17 protein-coding genes are annotated in these 20080 nt (G+C 61.0%); 5 read left to right on the top strand and 12 right to left on the bottom strand.

The features are described 5' to 3' along the window. Positions 1-33 precede the first annotated feature (33 nt). The 5 genes from V3W40_RS27215 to V3W40_RS27195 all read right to left on the bottom strand — a co-directional run bounded on the left by V3W40_RS27215 (position 34) and on the right by V3W40_RS27195 (position 3912). Entirely contained in the window at positions 34-714 is a 681-nt protein-coding gene (locus V3W40_RS27215; RefSeq protein WP_065927976.1) for a C39 family peptidase, read from the bottom strand. A gap of 61 nt (positions 715-775) precedes the next feature. Next, positions 776-1522 carry a hypothetical protein gene (locus V3W40_RS27210; protein ID WP_027606447.1) on the bottom strand — a complete coding sequence of 249 codons (747 nt, stop codon included), beginning with the start codon at positions 1520-1522 and terminating at the stop codon, positions 776-778. A gap of 67 nt (positions 1523-1589) precedes the next feature. Next, complete coding sequence (locus V3W40_RS27205) at positions 1590-2141, bottom strand: adhesin (RefSeq protein ID WP_141606189.1); 552 nt, start codon at positions 2139-2141, stop codon at positions 1590-1592. Next, complete coding sequence (locus V3W40_RS27200; protein ID WP_065927885.1) at positions 2141-2590, bottom strand: hypothetical protein; 450 nt, start codon at positions 2588-2590, stop codon at positions 2141-2143. Before V3W40_RS27200 ends, V3W40_RS27205 begins: the two co-directional genes overlap by 1 nt. A 326-nt stretch (positions 2591-2916) precedes the next feature. Next, positions 2917-3912, bottom strand: coding sequence for a FecR family protein (locus V3W40_RS27195; protein WP_074846428.1), 996 nt, complete (start codon positions 3910-3912; stop codon positions 2917-2919). A gap of 140 nt (positions 3913-4052) precedes the next feature. Here V3W40_RS27195 and V3W40_RS27190 point away from each other — a divergent pair, with 140 nt between their 5' ends. After that, the gene (locus V3W40_RS27190; protein WP_065927883.1) at positions 4053-4322 is read left to right on the top strand and encodes a PepSY domain-containing protein; all 270 of its coding nucleotides are present in this window, start codon (positions 4053-4055) and stop codon (positions 4320-4322) included. Between the two features lie 20 nt (positions 4323-4342). Here V3W40_RS27190 and V3W40_RS27185 read toward each other — a convergent pair whose 3' ends face one another. Further along, positions 4343-9505: a dermonecrotic toxin domain-containing protein gene (locus V3W40_RS27185; protein WP_330216027.1), complete on the bottom strand. Its 5163-nt coding sequence runs from the start codon at positions 9503-9505 to the stop codon at positions 4343-4345. Between the two features lie 192 nt (positions 9506-9697). On the opposite strand from V3W40_RS27185, the gene V3W40_RS27180 reads away from it, so the two are divergent. Beyond that, the gene (locus V3W40_RS27180; protein ID WP_330216026.1) at positions 9698-10732 is read left to right on the top strand and encodes an Ldh family oxidoreductase; all 1035 of its coding nucleotides are present in this window, start codon (positions 9698-9700) and stop codon (positions 10730-10732) included. A 155-nt stretch (positions 10733-10887) separates the two neighbouring features. On the opposite strand, the gene V3W40_RS27175 is transcribed toward V3W40_RS27180, so the two are convergent. Further along, entirely contained in the window at positions 10888-11208 is a 321-nt protein-coding gene (locus tag V3W40_RS27175; protein ID WP_032887039.1) for a DUF883 family protein, read from the bottom strand. 165 nt (positions 11209-11373) lie between these two features. Between V3W40_RS27175 and V3W40_RS27170 the strand changes: the two genes are divergently transcribed. Continuing rightward, positions 11374-11628: a hypothetical protein gene (locus V3W40_RS27170; protein WP_065927880.1), complete on the top strand. Its 255-nt coding sequence runs from the start codon at positions 11374-11376 to the stop codon at positions 11626-11628. Here the strand turns inward: V3W40_RS27170 and V3W40_RS27165 are convergent. Beyond that, on the bottom strand, positions 11600-12520 hold the full coding sequence (locus tag V3W40_RS27165; protein WP_330216069.1) for a LysR family transcriptional regulator: 921 nt from the start codon (positions 12518-12520) through the stop codon (positions 11600-11602). The two genes, V3W40_RS27170 and V3W40_RS27165, sit on opposite strands and share 29 nt — an antisense overlap. Before the next feature lie 210 nt (positions 12521-12730). Between V3W40_RS27165 and V3W40_RS27155 the strand changes: the two genes are divergently transcribed. After that, positions 12731-13657, top strand: a complete 927-nt coding sequence (locus V3W40_RS27155; RefSeq protein ID WP_065927878.1) for a carbon-nitrogen hydrolase family protein — start codon at positions 12731-12733, stop codon at positions 13655-13657. Positions 13658-13955: 298 nt separating this feature from the next. Here the strand turns inward: V3W40_RS27155 and V3W40_RS27150 are convergent, their stop codons facing one another. Further along, entirely contained in the window at positions 13956-14417 is a 462-nt protein-coding gene (locus tag V3W40_RS27150) for an LEA type 2 family protein (RefSeq protein WP_065927877.1), read from the bottom strand. Positions 14418-14430: 13 nt separating this feature from the next. Continuing rightward, positions 14431-15858: a nucleobase:cation symporter-2 family protein gene (locus V3W40_RS27145; protein WP_065927876.1), complete on the bottom strand. Its 1428-nt coding sequence runs from the start codon at positions 15856-15858 to the stop codon at positions 14431-14433. Between the two features lie 235 nt (positions 15859-16093). Between V3W40_RS27145 and V3W40_RS27140 the strand changes: the two genes are divergently transcribed. Continuing rightward, entirely contained in the window at positions 16094-17719 is a 1626-nt protein-coding gene (locus V3W40_RS27140) for a methyl-accepting chemotaxis protein (protein ID WP_330216025.1), read from the top strand. 70 nt (positions 17720-17789) lie between these two features. Here the strand turns inward: V3W40_RS27140 and V3W40_RS27135 are convergent, their stop codons facing one another. Continuing rightward, positions 17790-18767 (bottom strand): NAD(P)-dependent oxidoreductase, encoded by a 978-nt coding sequence (locus V3W40_RS27135; protein WP_330216024.1) that lies wholly within the window; start codon positions 18765-18767, stop codon positions 17790-17792. Further along, the gene (locus tag V3W40_RS27130) at positions 18764-20062 is read right to left on the bottom strand and encodes an MFS transporter (protein ID WP_065927874.1); all 1299 of its coding nucleotides are present in this window, start codon (positions 20060-20062) and stop codon (positions 18764-18766) included. The genes V3W40_RS27135 and V3W40_RS27130 overlap by 4 nt, the downstream gene beginning before the upstream one ends. Between the last annotated feature and the right edge of the window lie 18 nt (positions 20063-20080).

Genomic DNA, 20080 nt, shown 5'->3' with positions numbered 1-20080 from the left:
GCTCCTGGAGCGTCCTGCCCCTTATTGCGCTTCTTAGAAGAAGTCGCTCTGGATAAAACCGAAATCCATCAGCTCGGCATCGCCTACGGGCCTGAACTCATTCAACTGGTTCTTGGCGGTCAGTGGCGTGGGCGGGTCGAGCAGGGCGTTGGCCTTGTCGTAACCTTCACCCAGCACGGCGAACACGATGCCGTTCCAGCCCTTGACGAAGTCATCATGGGAATAGCGCTTATGGCCCAGTACCGGGTCGCCGATATAGACCCAGTCCTTGTCGGCCCGCTGCATCACCACGAAGTGCTTGTAGCCACGAATTTCCAGCAGGACCACCACGGGGATCTTTACGGTGACCAGTGTTTCTGGCGCGATTTTGTAGCCCCGGGCACGCATGCCGATGCTTTCGAGGTAGCGCTTCATGTCCAGCATGGAAAAGCCCTGGGTACGCACCAGGTCCTGGTCGGAATTGACCAGCATGCCTTTGATGACGTGATCTTCGTCTACATCCAGCCAATAACCCTGGCGCAGAATGGTAGCGAGTGCCGCAGCACCGCAGCTGAAATCGGTTTTCTGTTCCACCAGGTTGGCGAACCGGCGTTCACGAATACTCTCGACCTTCTTGTAGATCACTGCACCGCCAGGCAGGGCGGAGATCGCCATGGTGCCTGCCCAGGTCGGGCCGGTGAGCAGCATCAGGAGGGTGAGGGTCGCGAGGCGCATGATCATGTGACCTGCTGGACACTGGAATAAAAAAGGGCCTTGTTGCCAAGGCCCCGTTGGATCAGAAGCGCACGCCGCTGGCGCAGACGCTGCAACCTTGACCGATCGACAGGCTGTTGCTGCCTTGGTTGCCCGAGCCGGATTGCAGGTTCACACCCACGTTGCCGGAGTTGCGGTTAACCGAGTTGTCGAGGCTGGAGTTGTTGGACACGTATTGGGCTTTGCTGCCATGGCCATACCCGTAGCTGGTAGCGGCAGTGTTCAGGTAGCTGTTGGCGAGCGAGTTTTGCTCGGTGTTGGCGGCCGCTGCGATGTTTTTGCCATCAGCGGTGGTGATTGCCAGGTTGTTTTTACCCTGGTTGCCTTGACCGGCCTGGCCGTTGTAACCCAGGTTGCCGGAGTTCCCGTTAGCCGAGTTATCCAACGAGGCGTTGTTCTGGGTGCCTTTGTTGACGAAGTTGTTGAGCCCGCTGTTTTGATTGACATCGACGACAGCGAATACCGTTGCAAAGTCACCTTTGGCACTGGAGATGGCGCCGGAGTTGTCGGCCTGGTTACCACTGCCCGCCTGTACGTTGACCCCGGTGTTACCGCTGTTGCTGGTTACCGAGCCGTCGGCAGAGGCGTTGTTTTCGGTTTTGGTGTCATCGAACTTGTTGCCCACGCTGTTTTGCACATCGGTCACGACAGAGGCAACCACACCGGTGGGTTGAGGTGCAGGGTGCCAGCCACCACCTGCTTGAGCAGCAGCAGCCATGAGTGCGGCCAGTGCGAAAACCAGTGGTTTCAGAGCCATTTGAGGTTTCATGGTGTTTCTCCTTGCTTCTAATTAGTTGGTTAAGTGTTGGTACGGTCTAACGAGTGCTACCAAGCGTTTACTTGATAGTGATGCCCAGGGTGTTAGCCACTCGGTTCCCCACCCCGGCACTCTGGTTCACCTGAATCACTCCTCGGCTGCCTGTGAAGGCCTGGTCGCTTGTAACGACAAGGCGGCTGCCAGTGGTGGGGGTGAGCCCTGAGTCGGTTGCCAGCGTCGTGGTGTTCTGTTGCAACAGGACGCTGTCATCGATGCTTTGCGGGCCAGGGTTGATGCTGATCCGCACGGCATTGATGGATTGGTTATTGGCCCCGGCGGACTGGTTGATGCCCAGTACACCGTTGCCGTTGGTAAATGAGCTGCCCTGGATCGCCGCCTTGGCGTTCAGGGACGGGTCGACACTGCCGTCGAGGCGCTGGATGTTGACGTTGGTGGCCTGGCCACCGAGCGCGATGGCGCGGCTGTTGGACATTTGTTGCTGGTTGCCGGCCGCCTGGTTGATCGACACGACACCTTGGTATTGTTGGCCGCTGTTGTGGATCACCGCCGTGTCGTCGGCGAATGCCGGGGCGCTGACCAACAGGGCGAGAACGAGCAGGGAACGATTCATCACTTGCCCCCCAGCATGCTGCCGATGTTATTCAACGGCGCCATGCCGCGCTGGACCGAGTCGCTGATCTGCCCGCCCATGCTGCTGCCCGCACCGTGGCCGGCGGCAGAGCCGGCCCCCAAGGTGGACATGCTGTTTTGCGTGGCGTGCAGGCCGGTCAAGGTGCCGTTGGTCTGAACTGCGCGGACAATGCTTGAGCCGCTGCTGATGCCGCCGATATCCATATCACTGAGCTCGCCAGTGGCACCGATGATGTCCCGGCTGGGGTTGGCGTTGGCGGTGGTGGGGTAGGGGTCTTTACCGAAGGCGGCGCGGCCGTACATATGAGCCTGTACGTTGCGCCCTGTCACGATCACGCCATCCTCTGCAAAGCTGGGAACACTGATGCCGACGCTGAGTACACAGCTGATCAGCAGCACGTTCATCGAACCTTGAGTGAGTGTGGCCACGGCGGCATTCCTTATTCGTCGCGCTGACCCTAAACAGCGCTGCAAGGGATAGAGCAGAAGCCGTGCCGCTTTTTATTTGCCGTTGTTATTCAATGGCTTGGATTTGTTTGTGGGCGAAGTGATGTCAGTGCTGTTTCAGCGCTGAGACACCTGCCTCCAAGGCATACACACAGCGGCGTACCACAAACGATTCACCAAGCTGTATCAGCGCTGTAACACTGCCTATGACAAAACGATGAATCCGCACCACACGGGCGGTCCAGGGGAGTCGAGTGTTTCAAAAATGGACACTTCAGGCGCAACGATGCCCCGGCCGGGGTGCAGGCTCAGCCTTTGGGGGATTTACGCGGGATGGAATTGAGTACGGGGTTGCCATCCTGGTTCTGGGTCAGATAGACCGGCAAGACCTTGGGCAAGGAGGGGATGAGGTTATTGACCTCGGTGATGTTGTAGATGCCACCGATGCGAATCGTCCCGGTGTTGGCGTCTGCCAGCATCACCGGTCTGTTCAGGTAGCGGTTGATCAACGGCAACGCATCCACCAGCGCCAGGTTGTCGAGCACCAGCTTGCCCTGGCGCCAGGCCAGGGCGCTGTCATTGGCGGTGATTGCCTGTATACGCGGCGTTGCATCGCCCTGTTGGTAGCTGGCCTGCATGCCCGGCGTCAGGGGCACGCTGCCGTGTGACGAGTCGCTGGCAATCTGCACCGAGCCTTCGAGCAACATCACCCGCACCTGGTCTTCATACTTCCAGACGTTGAACTGGGTGCCCGTGACGCGCACCTGGCCTTCGCCTGCGTGCACGATAAACGGATGCGCGCTGTCATGGCTGACCTTGAAGAACGCCTCACCCTTGTTCAACGTGACGCGGCGCTGATCCTTGTAGTTGCTGTAGACCAGCTCGGTGCCCAGGTTGAGTTCCACCTGGCTGCCGTCGCCCAGAATGACTTGGCGCAAGCCGTTGGCGGCCTGGAAACGCTCATAGGAACTCGGCAGCCAGCCGGCTTCCCAGCCAGTGAAAGCGGCCAGGGGCAAGGCGACCAGGCAGATCGCGGCCGCTACTGCATAGGTGCGCAGTCGGCTGCGCGGCTTGAACGGCACCACCACCGACGGGATCTCGTGGCGCGGCAGGTGGTCGGCGACGTCCCAGATTTCCAGCATGGCCGCGTATTCAAAGGCGTGCAGCGGATGGGAGTCATGCCATTGCGCAAAAGCCTGACGTTCATCCGCTGTGCAATCACTGGCGTGCAGGCGCATGCACCAATGCGCGGCGGCGTCGGTGATGGCGTCATATTCGGCTTCTGAAATGGACTTTTCGCTCATTAACTCATCCTGATTTCGCACATTCTAACCTCCCGAGGTGGACCGCGAGAACAGGCGTCATGGCGATTGCACATCAATTGGAACTTATTCTCGTTTGGGAGCACCTAAAAATCAGGACATTCCCACAATGGAGTACGAAAATGCTGAAGAAAACCTTAGTCGCGCTGTGTGCAACCACTGCTCTGCTTAGTGCGGGCGCTGCCCTGGCCGATAAGCCAGGCGCAGGCTGGATCACCATCGAAAAAGCCATCGACGTTGCCAAGACCAAGGCGGGTTATGTCGAGGTCTATGCGGCGGAAGCCGATGACAATGGCTACTGGGAAGTCAAGGGACGCAAGTCCGACGGTACCGTGTACGAAGCCCGTATCGATGGGGCCTCCGGCAACATCCTGCGCGACCAGAAAGACTGACGTACCTGCCGGGAGCCTGCTCAGGCTCCCGCATCCAGCTCTCGCCCGAGTTGGCTGATCAGGTAGGTGACCGAATCGGCATTGGCCAGAATCGTGTCGATTCGTTTGTCTGGATTGCTCATGAACATGTCCCGTGCCTCATTCAGGGTTCGGCAGCCGGTGATGCCGAGGACTTTATCTTTTTGCGGCGTGGTCGCCCGACTGCTGCCGAAATCCTCCCATTCTTCGCTGAACTCATCCCAGGTTTTGAACAACAGCGTGGCGGGCGTCAGCGTGGACAGCGCGGTATCACGCAAGTCGGCCAGGTCGGTCTGCATCAGCCTGGCACCTTGGATCTTCACATTAATCAGGTCGTGAAACGGGCGCATGCTGTCCAGGTAGGCCAGGTCCTCAGTCAAGGATTTGATGTGCGATATCTCGTGAATCAGCACCGTTGCCCGTGCGTGGGCCGAGATGTTGAACGGCGTGGTCAGGCGGTTTTGATAGTTATCCAGTGAGGGGTCGAAAAAGCGGTCGAGCAAATAGATTTTCTGCTCCTGGTCATCGGGCAGCACAAAGGCAAAGGTGTTGCGCGGGCTGTAGCGATGGGTGCCGCTGACAAACCGCATCGAATCGGGGCTGATGAGGGTATGGTTCGTCAACTCATCGAGTATCTCGTCGACCCGTCGCTCGACTCGCTGCACCTGCTCGGGCGTCAGCGTGACGATGCCGAACAGTTCGCTGAAAAACCGCCCGAGCCGGCTATTGGGGGCCAAATGTGTCGCGAAGTGCAGCAGGTTGCGTTTGCAGTTGACCGAATAGTACGTCGCGACATTGAGCGCTTCATCAATGCACTGGGCCTTCCAGTTGGATAGCGCGGCAATCTCTCGCATGCCCACCGCTTCGATATTGATGGCATCGCGCTCGGCTGCACGGGTGGTTAGTTTGCCGGCGTAGCGGCTTAACGTTTTGCCGTAGCGCGGGTAATGCCGGTCGAGGTCCAGTGTCCACACCCCCTGGGTGTTGCACTGCACATAAGGGCCCGGTAGCTCGTCCTTGATCAACCGCCAGTGTTTGCCGGCTTGTTTTATCGGATAAACCTTGCCCGACAAGGGGATGAACTGCCGCGTGCCGGCCTGATCCCTGTAAAGGCCGGTAGGCTTGCCTGGGGTGAGGTCCGCCAGCGCAATATCGTGGTCTTCGAATACTTGCAGGTGTGTCCGTGCGGGTGCGGTCAGGTCCAGGTCTGCCAGGGTATCCGCAGCAGGCGCGGGGGCTTGCAACCACTGCTCAACGGGGGGCGGCTCCGTGACTGGCGCGTCCTGGGGCAAGAGCTTGTCCAGCGCCTTGCGCAACGCGGCCAATTCGGCCACTCCGCCGGCAAAGGCCTTGAGCGCGCGTTGCCAGCGGTGCTGTTGCAGGTCTTCTGCGGAGGCCAGGAACAGTTTGTAGCTGCGCCACACCACTAGCGGGTAAGCAAGTTTACCGGCCATGAACTGCAAACCCTTGGGAATCTCCCGGGTCAACAGGCTGGTGATCCCGTCCCATTTGACCTTGCCCGACTCAGAGAACTGGCAGGCGAGCATCTGCAGCAGCAACTCAATATTGTCCTTGAACAGGCGCTTGAGCAGGTTGCCGACAATCGGGTTGGCACCCACGCGGATTTCCGAAAGCCCATGACGCCAGTTCTGGCTGAGCAAATTGCGGTAAGTGGCTTGTTGCGATTCTTCCAACTGGCTGACCACCCACTCTTGCAGCGCCCCGGGGGTGGTGAATTCGCTGATGAACGCCGCTTCATTTGCGTATTCCTTCAACAGGTGGCTGGGGCTATAGGGCGCATACAGGATCAACGGGCCCGTCGCGCCGCCCTTCGGGCCGATCAGGTAGCAGCCCAGAGCCTTGACCAGCGCCGCCCCCGGCGTGGCGATCAGTTCGAGCGGGCGAACCATCGCCGTGACGCCGCTTACGCTGTTGCGCGCCAGGGCATCGGGCATATCAAAGACTTGCTGGATAAAGCTCCAGGCTGATGCCGACAGGCGCTCCTGAAGTGTTTGTTCATGGGCGTATTGCAGCAATTGCCACGGCAGTTGCCGACAAAACAATCGACGACGGCGACGGGTGTCTTCGGTCTGGCCCTTGAGCAGGGTGGTCAGTTGTGTCTGGTAGAGACTTTTCAAGTCCAGTTGGCGCACCAGTTGCACCACGGTGCTGCCATCGAGTGCTGCTGGCAAGGGCGTGTCTGTACGCGATCGCGGCCGGATATCGTCAGCGTTCAGTTCAGGCAAGTGCCCCAGGGCGAAGTCGGTCAGGGTCTGGGTGTGGTTTTGCAGGTCGATACGGCCAGGTATCAATATGGCGTCGGGGTTGACCACTTGCCCGGGAAACCGCGCATTGAGCAAGGTAGATAAGCTACTCACCACCTGTTCGCGCATGGGTGTGAGGCTGTGCAGGTAATCCTGCTCATCCGTTACGCTGGCGCGGTATTGCTCAAGCAGTTCGGCATGCAGGATTTGTTCATGTGGCCGCGCCATCCCCAGCCAGACCGGCAGTGCCTGTTGATGGATCATGGCACGTGCAATGGCCATCGCCCTGGGCAGGTTGGTCGGTGTGGCCTGGCGGATAAAACTGTCCATGAAGTCCTGAAAGCGTTGAGCGTTCAATTTCATCGACAGTACATGGTCGATCTTGTCGCGCATGAAGTCGCTGTAAGTCTGTTGGCGATTGTGCAGCAGATGCTCGTCGATACGTTGCAGGGGGCCGAGCCGATAGGACTGGTGGGGTATGCGCTTGGAGGGCCTCAGGTTCTCGATCAGCGGTAACCGTGCGGTGGGGCTCAGCAAGCGTTGTTCCAGCACTTCGCGCAAGACGTTGAACGACGCAAAGGCCTCATAGCCGGCACGCGGCGTCCACAGCATTGCCAGCCCTGAATGGTCGGGGTCGGTGCCACCACGCTCGGTCAGTACAAAACAGTTGGTCAGAGCTTCGGGTACGGCGTCAGCCCCGAGGTTGAGGGTCAAGCCAAACGCGTCAGGGATAAACCCGTTGAGGCCACGCCGGGTGAGTCGGGTCATGTTTTCGGCGTGAAGGGCGCTGTCCAGCAGGTCGAGGCAGGCGACCGGCAGGCTCTTTTGTAATCGCCTCAGTTGTGCTTCGCCACTGAGCCCCAGCAACATGCCATGGCTCAGGTGCGCGCGGTTATGTTCCAGGAGTAGATGCGGCAGCGTCCGCAGGTCATGTTCTGCAAAGGTGGTCAGGACCTGCTCGATCACCGCATTGAAGCTGTTCGTGGTCAGGTTGTGCAGTTGGTTGGCGACGCCTGAGCGGCGCTTGCCGTAAAACCAGGTCAGGGGCGAGTCGGTCAAGGCCTCGGCTTGCTTGGCCAGGCGCGCAATAAAGTGCTCCACCATGCTTGTCGACGCCAGGGGCAATCGCTCTTCGCGCTCGCTGGCTGGCGTGGCGTAGCGGTTGATGTAGACGTTGTCGGCTTTGAGGCTCAACTGTCTTTTGCCCAGCTCGACGTTCAATGCTCGGCCCACCAACTCGCGCAGGGTCGGGTGTTTGCTGCGCTCCATCGCCATCGCCGCCTCGACCGTTTCCAGCGTCTTCAGCTGTGCCTTGGCCTTTTCGGCATGGACGGTAGAGGGGCGGCCGTTGCCGCTGGTGATGGGATGGACGGACCAGCGCCCGCCGGCGTCCAGCGCCTGCAAACGGCTGTCGAGCATGGTGCGCACGTCCAGGGCATTGTCGAGCAGCGCGGCCAGGTCGATCTCACCTGCGCTACGCCGATAGAGCCCCAGCGCATATTCCAGGTTGTCGAACTGTTTGGCGAGAATGTCTTCGACCATCTCCTGGAACGCATCGCCCGCAACCGGCTTGCCGGTCACTTCTATCTGATCACTGCCAATGAACACGCTACGCTCGTCCAAGGAGAGGAAATTGAGCAACTCATCTTCATGCCCTGCGGTTTTGAGCATGGTCAACAGGATGTCCTTCAGATCATCGATGTCCTTGAGCACCTGCAAGCCGCGTGATTGCGTGTAGAGGTACGCGTGGGCATTGCTGATCATCAAGGTGCCCCCAAGATGGACATAGTGCTGAAAGGGCGCATGGATGCGCACCCTCTCGACGTTCAGGTGGTGGGTATAGGCCGCGCGCGCGGTCTTGTCTGCCAGGAACAGCGCGCGCAGTTGCTCGCTTTCTTCGCTGCTCAGGATCATGTCCTGATGCTTGAACAGCAGGTCTGCGCGACATTTGTCACTCATGACGCGGGCGCAAAACCGTTGGCGCGACTGGTCCGCGTTGACCTCTTGGTTCCAGTACGACTGGAGCAGGCTGTTCAATAGCTTGGAAAGAATGCCGCTGGTTTGCTCGACCACGCTGTTCCATCGCTGCTGGTCCTCGGCCAGTTGCTGCTGGCTGAAGGCTGTGGTGTTTCGGCCGATGTTGAAGAACGAATGAGTCTGGTCGGTTGGCCAGGCATGCCTGACATAAAACCGCAGCAACGCATCACGCAAGGGAAGCGAGTCGACCCAGCGGGCCTCTTCGCCCGTGGCCGGGCGGCTGAAGAAGTTCACGCGAGTGTCGGCCGGGTTCAACCCAGGGAAATAGGAGCGGGCCATGATGCCGAGCAAGGTGTCGAGCATGTCGTTCAGACCGGGGAGCTTGCGCAGTTCATCGAGCATCGCCCGTACATTTTTTTGCTGGTTAGCCAGGATGATCCTCCGTTGGTCGGCCATCACGGCGTCCGCAATCGTGGCGGTGGTCAGCGTCAGGCGCACGTTTATCGGCAACGCGTCCCGTTCGGCAATGGACAGAAACTGGAGCAACTCGCTGCGCCTGCTCGGTTGCGTCAAGCGTTCCTGCACCTCGCCAAGCAGGCCGGCACGGCTGTCGAACAGTTCCAGGCCACCGTAGGGGGTATAGAGCACGGCTTTGTTGTCGTCCGGCGTCGGGCTCATCATGAACGCGCCCGCCAGTGGGATGGCGGGTTGACCGCCGGGGTTGATCAACAACCGTTCTACGTGCATGGGGTTGCTTTGCACCGCGGGGTCCTGGCGGGCTGCGTCGGTGGCGTAGTACAGCGTGTGCAACCATTCAAGGTCCTTGACCGTGAACCCCAGGGCACGCTCCCGTGGTGTCGGCTCCTTGCGTTTTACGGGAAGCAGGAACTCGTCGAAGAAGTAGGGCGGGATGACCGTCGACATAGGGCACTCTCCATCAGATAGACGTTTACGAGCGCCCACGTTAAGGATTGCGCGGGAGTGCAGGGGGGTAGATAACTCGCGATCAAACCGCCGCAGACGTCAAGCGCCCGTTGACAGCAGGCACCTGAGGCGTTGTTTAATCGGGGGTCTGGATTCTTGTTGTCTCTTCCAATTATAAAATCGGAGCTACAGATGTCTGCCCAGTCCCCGATAGTTGACAACGCTACAGCGCTCATCGGTTTCAACGACCTCGTGAGTTTGTTGCACGCGGTATTCGTGAAGCACGGCACTTCGCCGGACGTCGCCGCGATCCTGGCGCACAACTGCGCCGGCGCCGAACGCGATGGTGCCCATAGCCACGGGATCTTCCGTATTCCCGGTTACCTCAGCACCCTGGCCAGCGGCTGGGTCGACGGCAAGGCCGTGCCGGTCGTCACGGACGTGGCGTCCGGCTTTGTGCGGGTCGACGCCGGCAACGGGTTTGCCCAGCCAGCGTTGCAGGCCGCCCGTTCGCTGCTGGTGGCCAAGGCGCGCAGTGCCGGCATTGCGCTGCTGGCGATGCACAACTCCCATCACTTCGCCGCCCTGTGGCCCGATGTCGAACCGTTCGCCGAAGAAGGCCTGGTGGCGCTGAGCGTGGTCAACAGCATGACTTGCGTGGTGCCCCATGGGGCCGACCGGCCGTTGTTCGGTACCAACCCCATCGCGTTCGCCGCACCGCGTGCCGACGGCGCACCTATCGTCTTCGACCTGGCCACCAGCGCCATTGCCCATGGCGATGTGCAGATCGCCGCGCGCAAAGGCGAACGCTTGCCTGCGGGTATGGGCGTCGACAGCCTTGGCCAACCGACCACCGACCCCAAAGCCGTGCTGGAAGGCGGGGCGCTGCTGCCGTTTGGCGGGCACAAGGGCTCGGCGTTGTCGATGATGGTCGAGTTGCTGGCAGCGGCCTTGACCGGCGGTAACTTCTCCTTTGAGTTCAACTGGGCCGACCATCCGGGAGCGCGCACACCCTGGACCGGGCAATTGCTGATCCTGATCGACCCAAGCAAAACCGCCGGGCAGAACTTTGCCGAGCGCAGCCAGGAACTGGTGCGGCAGATGCATGCGGCGGGGCTGCGGCGGTTGCCGGGGGATCGACGTCATCGCACGCGGGCGAAGTCGTTGGAGGAGGGCGTGATGGTGGATCTGGAAGCGCTGAACCAGCTGCGGGACTGGGCTACGTAGAGGCTGTCTATCCCGCTCCGCGCAATTCCGTAGCAGCTGCCGAGCGCAAGCGAGGCTGCGTCGGCCGCGCCCCGAGCTTGAATCGGCAGTGCGCCTGACGCAGCCTCGCTTGCGCTCGGCAGCTGCTCCGCACGCATAGCGCTATACGGACGATGTCAGTTACGGCGACCCAACAACAGGCCAACCACCAGGCCGAAGCCTGCGGAGATCGCGACGGTCTGCCATGGATGGCCACCGATGTAGGTCTCGGTGGCATCGACTACTGGCTTGCTACGCTCGCGCACGTTGGATACCGAATCCAGTGCCTGCTTGAGTTTGATGGCGACCTGTTCGCGCAGGGTTTCGCCTTCTTCGCCCACCAGGGCAGCGCTGCTTTTGAGCAGCTTGTCCGATTCTTCGATCAGGGCCGTCAGTTCACTGAATGCTTGATCCTTGATTTGATCTTCAACAGCTTGGGCGGCAGTTTTGCGGGCCATGGGTGTGACTCCTTGCAAGTGAATGTGACAGTGAACAATGGAGTGCCGGGCGGTGGCAAAAGTTGCAGTTTTTTTGCCGGGTCGGCACTGGCGAACGAAATCCGAATCCGGAAAAATCGACCTACAGTGTAAGATGTCGTCTATTTGTGCAGCAGGAATTTCAACATGAGCTTCAATCTCGCCAACAAGACCCTCGCCGAACGCGCCGAGCTGGAAGATGAAAAGTCCCGCCTCTATGACCTGTGGCAGACCAACCTGGGCAAGGCCAAGGGCGAAGCCGCGCGGTTGTTCGGTGAGCGCGCCAAGCGCAAGGGCAGGTGGTCCGAATGGGTCCGCGCCGAACTGGACGGCATGTCGCCACCGGAGTTTTCCAACATGGTGCGCAGTGAAGTCAACAAACTGATGGCGGCGGCGAAGTAAAGCCGGCGGCAATCGCTTCGCGTACTTTAAGCAACATCGGATCAAGCTGGGCCTGGGTGCGCCAACCCAGTTCCACCGGGTATCGCGGCAGTGCCAACGGGCAGGGCAGGACCCGCAGGCCGGTCATCTCGGCGATGGCCTGCGCCGCATGCCCGGGAATGGTCGCTACCGCCTGGCTGCCCTTGAGCAGAAACGGCAGTGCGGCAAAATGACTGGTCGAGGCGCACACCTGGCGGCTCAGGCCCTGCGCTGCCAGCCCTTCATCGGTGATGCCGATGAACCCGCCTGACGACACCAACACATGCTCGCGGGTGACAAATTCATCCAGGCTGAGGCTTTCCTGGCCCGGCGCCAGGCTGCGTGGGTCCACGACGCAACGATAATCCCCCTCTCCCAGCACCTGCCGACTCAACCGGCTTTGTGCAAAGCCGCCTGCGGTAATCGCCAGGTCCAGGCTGCGGTCGAGCAGGGCACCGGCAACGATCTGGCTGTGGGTCTGGCGGAAGATTACCCGCAACTGTGGCAGGCGCTGTGCGATGGCGTCCATCAACCGGCGGCCATAGGCAATCTCGAAGTCGTCGGACAGGCCCACCACCACCGAGCGGCCTTGATAGTTCGGGTTGTCCGGATTGACCATCGCCAGGCTTTGCCGACAGCGCTCCAGCGCCTCACTGATCACCGGTTTCAATTGGTTGGCCCGCAGCGTCGGCGCCAGGCCACGGCCGGTGCGCACAAACAATTGGTCGCCATAGACGTCGCGCAGACGTCGCAGGCCTGCACTGATGGCCGACTGCGTGACACCCAGGCGCAATGCCGCGCGGCTGGCGCTGGACTCATCGTGCAGGGCTTCGAAGGTTTTCAGCAGGTTCAGGTCGACCTGGGCGATATTCATCTGGCTCATATCATTCAGCACTGAGGTGGGCTTTATTCATGATCGAGCCTGGCGAGAGAATGGGCAACCCCTGACCCCTGTAGGAGCGAGCTTGCTCGCGAAAAACGCAAGGGCGCCACGTTTATCCAGGCTTCCCGCGTCATCGTTACCGACCTTCGCGAGCAAGCTCGCTCCTACAGAGCAACTGCCCCCCTATTTGGAGTAATCCTGATGCCCGTTTCTACTGTGGCGGCCCTGCAAATCGGTTCCCTGCCTGGCGGCAAGGCCGAGACCCTGGCGCAAATCCTCGCCTATGAAGACGAGATCCTGCGCAGCGGCGCGCAATTGGTGGTGATGCCCGAAGCGCTGCTCGGCGGCTATCCCAAGGGTGAAGGGTTTGGCACCCAATTGGGCTATCGCCTGCCCGAAGGCCGCGAAGCCTTTGCCCGCTATTTTGCCAACGCTATCGATGTGCCAGGCGCCGAGACCGAGGCTCTGGCCGGCCTGTCGGCACGTACCGGCGCCAGCCTGGTGCTGGGTGTGATCGAGCGCAGTGGCAGCAGTTTGTATTGCACCGTGCTGTATGTCGAACCCACGGGCGGCCTGGTGGCCAAGCACCGCAAACTGATGCCCACCGGCACCGAACGGCTGATCTGGGGCAAGGGCGACGGCTCGACCTTGCCGGTGATCGACGCGGCGGCAGGGCGTATCGGCGGTGCGGTGTGCTGGGAAAACATGATGCCGCTGCTGCGCACCGCGATGTACGCCAAGGGCGTCGAGGTGTGGTGCGCGCCAACGGTGGATGAGCGCGAGATGTGGCAGGTGAGCATGCGCCATGTGGCGCATGAAGGGCGCTGCTTTGTGGTCAGTGCGTGCCAGGTGCAGGCCTCGCCCCAGGCACTGGGCATCGAGGTCGCCAACTGGCCTGCAGAGCGCCCGTTGATCGCCGGCGGCAGCGTGATTGTCGGCCCGATGGGCGACATCCTGGCCGGGCCACTGGTGGGGGAGGTCGGGCTGCTGACGGCGCAGATCGACACCGATGACCTGGTGCGAGCGCGGTACGACTATGACGTGGTGGGGCATTACGCCCGCCCGGATGTGTTCGAGCTTGTGGTGGATGAGCGGGCCAAGCCAGGCGTGCGCTATATCACCGACTGAAACACGGTCGAAATGTGGGAGGGGGCAAGCCCTAACGCCGTTCAGTTAATCCCTGTAGGAGCGAGCTTGCTCGCGAAAAACGCTCAGGCAACGCGTTCATTCTCGATAAACGCGGTGGCCCTGAGTGCTTCGCGAGCAAGCTCGCTCCTACAAAAAGCCAACTGAACGGCATTCTGGCAAGCCCCTTCCACCTTTGGCTCTCTCAGCCTTTGGGCGATTGGGTTTCCAGCCATTCCTCGCGGGTCATTTCCCAGACAGGATCAGGCGTTCGGTAAAAAGTGTCGGTTGCATGGTGTCATTACCAGGTCGCGGTATTCGGCAAGTCCAGCGTGCCACGGTCTACAAAGCGCATCGTGCCGAACAGCCCGCCCGCCAGTTTGCCCCGCAGCACGTAGGGCAGGTTGTTCAAGCTCTGGGTCTGGCTCAGGCCTAAGGTCTGGCGCAGCACGGAAAACGCCGAAACGCTGACCGGCACCATCAGCACGGTTTCGGAAAAACGCGGGATGCTGCCGCGCTGGTCACTCACCCCCGACGCCAGCGGCCGACCATTGACCTCCAGGTCGAGGGCCACGCCGTTGTAGTCGATCGCCGTTTCATTGGGGTTCTGCACCCGCAGTTTCACGGCGAAGCGCACTTCCAGGTCCTGGCTTTGCAGCGGCTCGATGCCCACCACATTGATATTCACCGGGTCGCGGTTGGGGAACAGCGCACAGGCGCTCAAGCTCAGCAGTAGCAGCGATAGAACCATGAGCTTGCGCATGCAAAGGGTGCTCCTATTTCGTGACGTCCGGGTCCTGCATCACTTTGAGGGTAGAGGACTCCGGATCAAATTCATCTTCCTGCAGCTCTATGAACGCTTCCGGCAGGAAAATGTTCAGCAGGATTGCACAGAACGCGCCCACAGTGATCGGCGACTCGAAGATGTTGTGCAGCGCCTTGGGCAGGTCGCGCAACACTTCCGGCACGGCGGCCACGCCCAGGCCCATGCCCAGGGAGATCGCCACGATCAGCACATTGCGGCGGTGCAGCCCGGCTTCGGCGAGGATCTTGATGCCGGCCACCGCCACGGTGCCGAACATGATCAGGGTCGCGCCGCCCAGCACCGGCTTGGGCATCAGTTGCAGCACCGCGCCGATCATCGGGAACAGCCCCAGCAGCACCAGCAAACCCGCGATGAAGTACGCCACGTAGCGGCTGGCCACGCCGGTCAGTTGGATCACGCCGTTGTTCTGGGCGAACGTCACCATTGGCAGGCTGTTGAAGGTCGCCGCCATCGCCGAGTTGAGGCCGTCGGCCAACAGGCCCGACTTGATGCGCTTGATGTACAGCGGGCCCTTGACCGGCTGTTGGGAAATCATCGAGTTGGCCGTCAGGTCACCGGCTGCTTCCAACGGCGAAATCAGGAAGATCACCGCCACCGGGATAAACGCCACCCAGTCGAACGAGAAACCGTACTTGAAGGGCACCGGCACGCTGATCAGTGGCACGTGGGGCAGGGCGGCCAGGTCGACACGACCCATCCACCACGCCACCACAAAGCCCAAGGTCAGGCCGATCACGATGGAGCCCAGGCGCAGGAACGGGTTGTTGAAGCGGTTGAGCACCACGATGGTCACTAGCACCAGTGCTGCCAGGCCCATATTGCTCGCCGCGCCCAGGTCGCTGGCGCCAAAGCCGCCGGCCATGTCGGTAACGGCCACCTTGATCAGCGACAGGCCCATCAGGGTAATGATGGTGCCGGTCACCACCGGGGTGATCAGCTTGCGCAGCTTGCCGATGAACTGGCTGAGCACCACTTCGATAAACGCCGCGAAAAAGCAGATGCCAAAGATCGTCGAGAGGATCTCATCGGTGCCGCCGCCCCGGGCCTTGACCATGAACCCCGCGCTGAGAATCACGCTGATAAACGAGAAACTGGTGCCTTGCAGGCACAGTAGCCCCGACCCAATGGGGCCGAACGTGCGCGCCTGGACGAAGGTGCCGAGCCCCGACACAAACAGCGCCATGCTCACCAGATAGGGCACTTCGCTTTCCAGACCGAGCACACCACCGACGATCAGCGTCGGGGTGATGATGCCGACAAAACTGGCCAGCACATGCTGCAACGCGGCAAATATCGCCGCACTGAAATGCGGGCGATCCTCCAGGCCGTAGATCAGGTCGGATTTATAGCGGGGGCGGGGGGCTTGAGCGTCAGACAAAATGAGGGCTCGGGTCAGAAAATGGAGGCGCAGGATGCCAGAAACGGCCCAGCGTCAGAAGTGTAAAAAAATATTTATAAAGACCCTGCATAAAACCCCGATTCCTGCCGATACTGCTTATAGGCCCATCTATCAAAAACAACAGTGATGGCCGGTGTCAGGCAGTGCGTTGACGCTGGCTGATCGTTTCGTGGCATGGACGCGCGCCGCCACTCTATATTTCGAGATCGCCCTTATGTCGCTCCGTCACCTGAATATCGCCCCTCGCGCTTCCCTCGGTTTCGCCTTCATCGCCCTGTTAGTGGTGGTGTTGGGCGGGTTTGCGGCCAACCGCATGACGTTGATCCGCCAGGCCTCGGTGGACATGAGCAGCAACCAGCTGCCCAGCGTGACGTACCTGGCCCAGATGACGGAGAACGTCCTGCGCATGCGTATCCTGTCATTTCGGGTGCTGGTCAACCGCGAGCCGGCCGGCCTGCAGGAAGCCGAAACCCGCATCGGCGTGCTGGTCGACAAGGTCAAGACGGCCCAGACCGGCTACGCGGCATTACCCGCCGGTACGGAGGAAGCGGCGTTGTACAAGACGTTTGTCAGCACCCTGGATAACTACTTCAAGGCCCAGGCGGACATGCTGGCGCTGTCCAAGCAAGGCGACGTCGAGCAGATGCGGACCCTGATCAATACCCGGATCAAGGAAGGCACCGACCAGATGGGCGAGCAGTTGAACAAGCTGATTGCGATCAATGCCGCCAACGCCAAGCAAGCCAGCGACGCGGCAGGGCACAGTTACACCAGCGCCATCACCGGGATTATCGTGGTCTCGGTCAGCGCTGCACTGCTCACGGTGCTGTTGGCCTGGCTGCTGACCCGCAGCATTGTCACGCCGTTGCGCAAAGCCGTTCAGGTGGCTGAAACCATCGCCGGTGGCAACCTGACCAGCGTCGTTGAAGATAATGGCAACGATGAACCCGCGCGCCTGATCAACGCCCTGTCGACCATGCAAACCAACCTGCGCCAGACCATCCAGCACATTGCCGGTTCGGCCACGCAACTGGCCTCGGCGGCGACAGAGTTGAGCGCCGTGACCGAGGAAGCGTCCCGGGGCCTGCAGCAACAGAACAATGAAATCGATCAGGCCGCCACGGCGGTCAACGAGATGACCGCGGCGGTGGAAGAAGTGGCGCGCAATGCAGTGTCCACCTCCGAGGCCTCCAACCAGTCCAACCAGGCCGCGCGGTCAGGTCGCGACCGGGTGATGGAAACCGTTGGCGCGATCCAGACCATGACCCAGGACGTCCAAAACACTGCCGCGATGATCGAAGGCCTGGCCACCCAGGGCCGTGACATCGGCAAGGTGCTGGACGTGATCCGCGCGATTGCCGAACAGACCAACCTGCTGGCGCTCAACGCCGCCATCGAAGCGGCCCGCGCCGGTGAAGCCGGCCGCGGCTTTGCGGTGGTAGCGGATGAGGTGCGGGCGCTGGCCCATCGCACGGCGCAGTCGACCCAGGAAATCGAGAAGATGGTCGCCGGCATCCAGAACGGTACCGGTGAAGCGGTGCAGTCGATGCAACAGAGCAACCAGCGCACCCAGGACACCCTGGAAATGGCCCGCGCCGCCGGCGTGGCCCTGGAGCAGATCACCCAGTCCATCAGCCTGATCAACGAACGCAACCTGGTGATCGCCAGCGCGTCGGAAGAACAGGCCCAGGTCTCCCGCGAAGTGGACCGCAACCTGGTCAACATCCGCGACCTGGCCACCCAGTCGGCGGCGGGGGCCAACCAGACCAGTGCCGCCAGCCACGAGCTGTCGCGCCTGGCGGTGGATTTGAATGGGATGGTGGCGAGGTTCGTTATCTAAGTATTTGGAATACTGGCAAAAATGTGGGAGGGGGCAAGTCGAATCGTCGCACCGCCCCTCCCACATGTGTTTATTGTTTCCAAGCCCCTGGGTTGACCAGGTTCTTCGGTTTTTCACCCGCCAACGCCTGCAACAGATTGTCCACCGCACACTTGGCCATCGCCTCCCGCGTCTCATGGGTCGCCGAGCCGATATGTGGCGTCGCCACGACGTTGTTCAGACGCAGCAACGGTGAGCCGTGATCAAGCGGTTCCTTTTCGAACACATCCAACCCCGCCGCCCGAATCGTACGTTGCTGCAAGGCCTCCACCAGCGCGGCCTCGTCCACCACCTTGCCCCGCGAGATATTGATAAAGATCGTCTCCGGGCCCATCCGCGCAAATTGTTCGGCGCCGATCAGCTTTTCGGTTTCAGCCGTGAGCGGCAGGGTCAGGCAGACAAAATCGGCCTGTTGCAGCAAATCGTTAAGGCTGCGGTACTGCGCGCCAAAGCGCTGTTCCACCGCCGGCTTGGGCGAATGGCTGTGGTAGATCACTGGCATGCCAAAACCGAAATGCCCGCGCTGGGCCAAGGCTTCGCCGATGCGGCCCATGCCGATGATGCCCAGGGTCTTGCCATGCACGTCGCTGCCGAAGTGTGAGGGGCCGATATTCTTGTTCCACTGGCCGGCGCGCACCATGTCGGCCAGCTCCACTACACGCCGGGCGGTGGCCAGGATCAGCGCGAAGCCGGTATCGGCGGTGGTTTCGGTGAGCACGTCCGGGGTGTTGCTGAGCAGGATGCCGCGCCGGGTCAGGTAGTCGATATCGTAGTTGTCGACCCCCACGGACACGCTGGCCGCGGCCTCCAGTTGCGGTGCGAGATCCAGCAACCCGGCATCCAGGCGCAGGCTGGCACCGAGCAGGCCGTGGGCGTTGGGCAGTGCATCGCGCAGCTTGGCCAGGCCAGTCTCGTCCAGTGCGTCTATCAGGGTGACGTCGCACTGTTCATGCAGGCGCGCCATTAACGGTGCGGAGAGCTTCTTGTACAGAACCACAGACTTTTTCATGGGGTTTTCACCTTCAATTCGAGGGTCGAGATGGGCGCGCGTTCACGGTCACTGGCGCCGGGCTTGAGGAAAATCGTCAGCACCACCGACAGCATCAGCGCGCCGCTCATCAGCAGGTACGAGGCGCCGGGCGAGCCGGTGCTGCTATTGAGGTAGCCCACCAGGTAGGAGCCGCCGAACGAGCCGAGGGCGCCCATGCTGTTGATCAGCGCCATGGCGCCACCGGCGACGTTGGCGGGGAGGATTTCCGGGACGATGGCAAAAAACGGTCCGTACGGCGCATACATGCAGGCTCCGGCAATGACCAGCAGGGTGTAGGACCACCAGAAATGTTCGGCGCCCAGGGCGTAGGAGGCATAGAACGCGATGGAGGCAACCAGCAGTGGCGGCCATACGAAGCGTTTGCGCTTTTGCAGTTTGTCCGAGCCCCACGACACCGCCAGCATGGCGATCACGGCAGCGAGATAGGGCAGGGCCGAGAGCCAGCCGGCTTCGACCATGTCCATCTGCAGGCCTTTCTTGAGGATCGACGGCAGCCACAAGACGAAGCCGTACACGCCGATGCTCCAGCAGAAAAACTGCAGCGCCAGGATGATCACCTTGGGCGAACGGAACGCTTCGGCGTAATTCTTCACCGCCTTGATACCGACCTGTTCGGCGGCCAGCGCGCTTTCCAGGTCTTTTTTGTGCTGTTCGCTCAGCCACTTGGCATCTGCGGGTTTTTCATCCGCCAGTTTCCACCAGATAAACGCCCACAGCACCGCCGGCAGGCCTTCGATGATAAACATCCAGCGCCAGCTGAAATGCTGCACCAGGTAGCCGGACACCACCGACATCCACAGCATGGTCACCGGATTGCCGAGGATCAGGAAGGTGTTGGCCCGCGAGCGCTCGGCACGGGTGAACCAGTGACACAGGTACACCAGCATCGCCGGCATCACGGCGGCCTCGACCACGCCGAGCATGAAGCGAATGACGATCAGCATGTAGGCGTTGGACACCACGCCGGTCAGGGTGGCCAACCCGCCCCAGAGGATCAGGCTGACGAAAATCAGCTTCTTGACGCTGCGCTTCTGCGCGTAGATCGCACCCGGCACCTGGAAGAAGAAGTAGCCAAGGAAAAACAGTGCACCCAGCAATGACGACATACCGGGGGTGATCATCAGGTCCTCGGCCATCCCGGAGGCGGCGGCAAAGCCGTAATTGGCGCGGTCCAGATACGCCAGGCTATAGGTGATAAAGACGATGGGCATGATGTACCACCAACGGCGGGTGGCGAGTTTCACGGTGTCCATAAGGTTGCTCCTGAGCTT

Origin of the sequence: Pseudomonas sp. AM8, assembly GCF_036346475.1 — a bacterium.
Lineage (GTDB): Bacteria > Pseudomonadota > Gammaproteobacteria > Pseudomonadales > Pseudomonadaceae > Aquipseudomonas > Aquipseudomonas marginalis.
The sequence above is the reverse complement of the archived record's forward strand: the minus strand, read 5'-3'. Positions and strand labels throughout refer to the sequence as shown.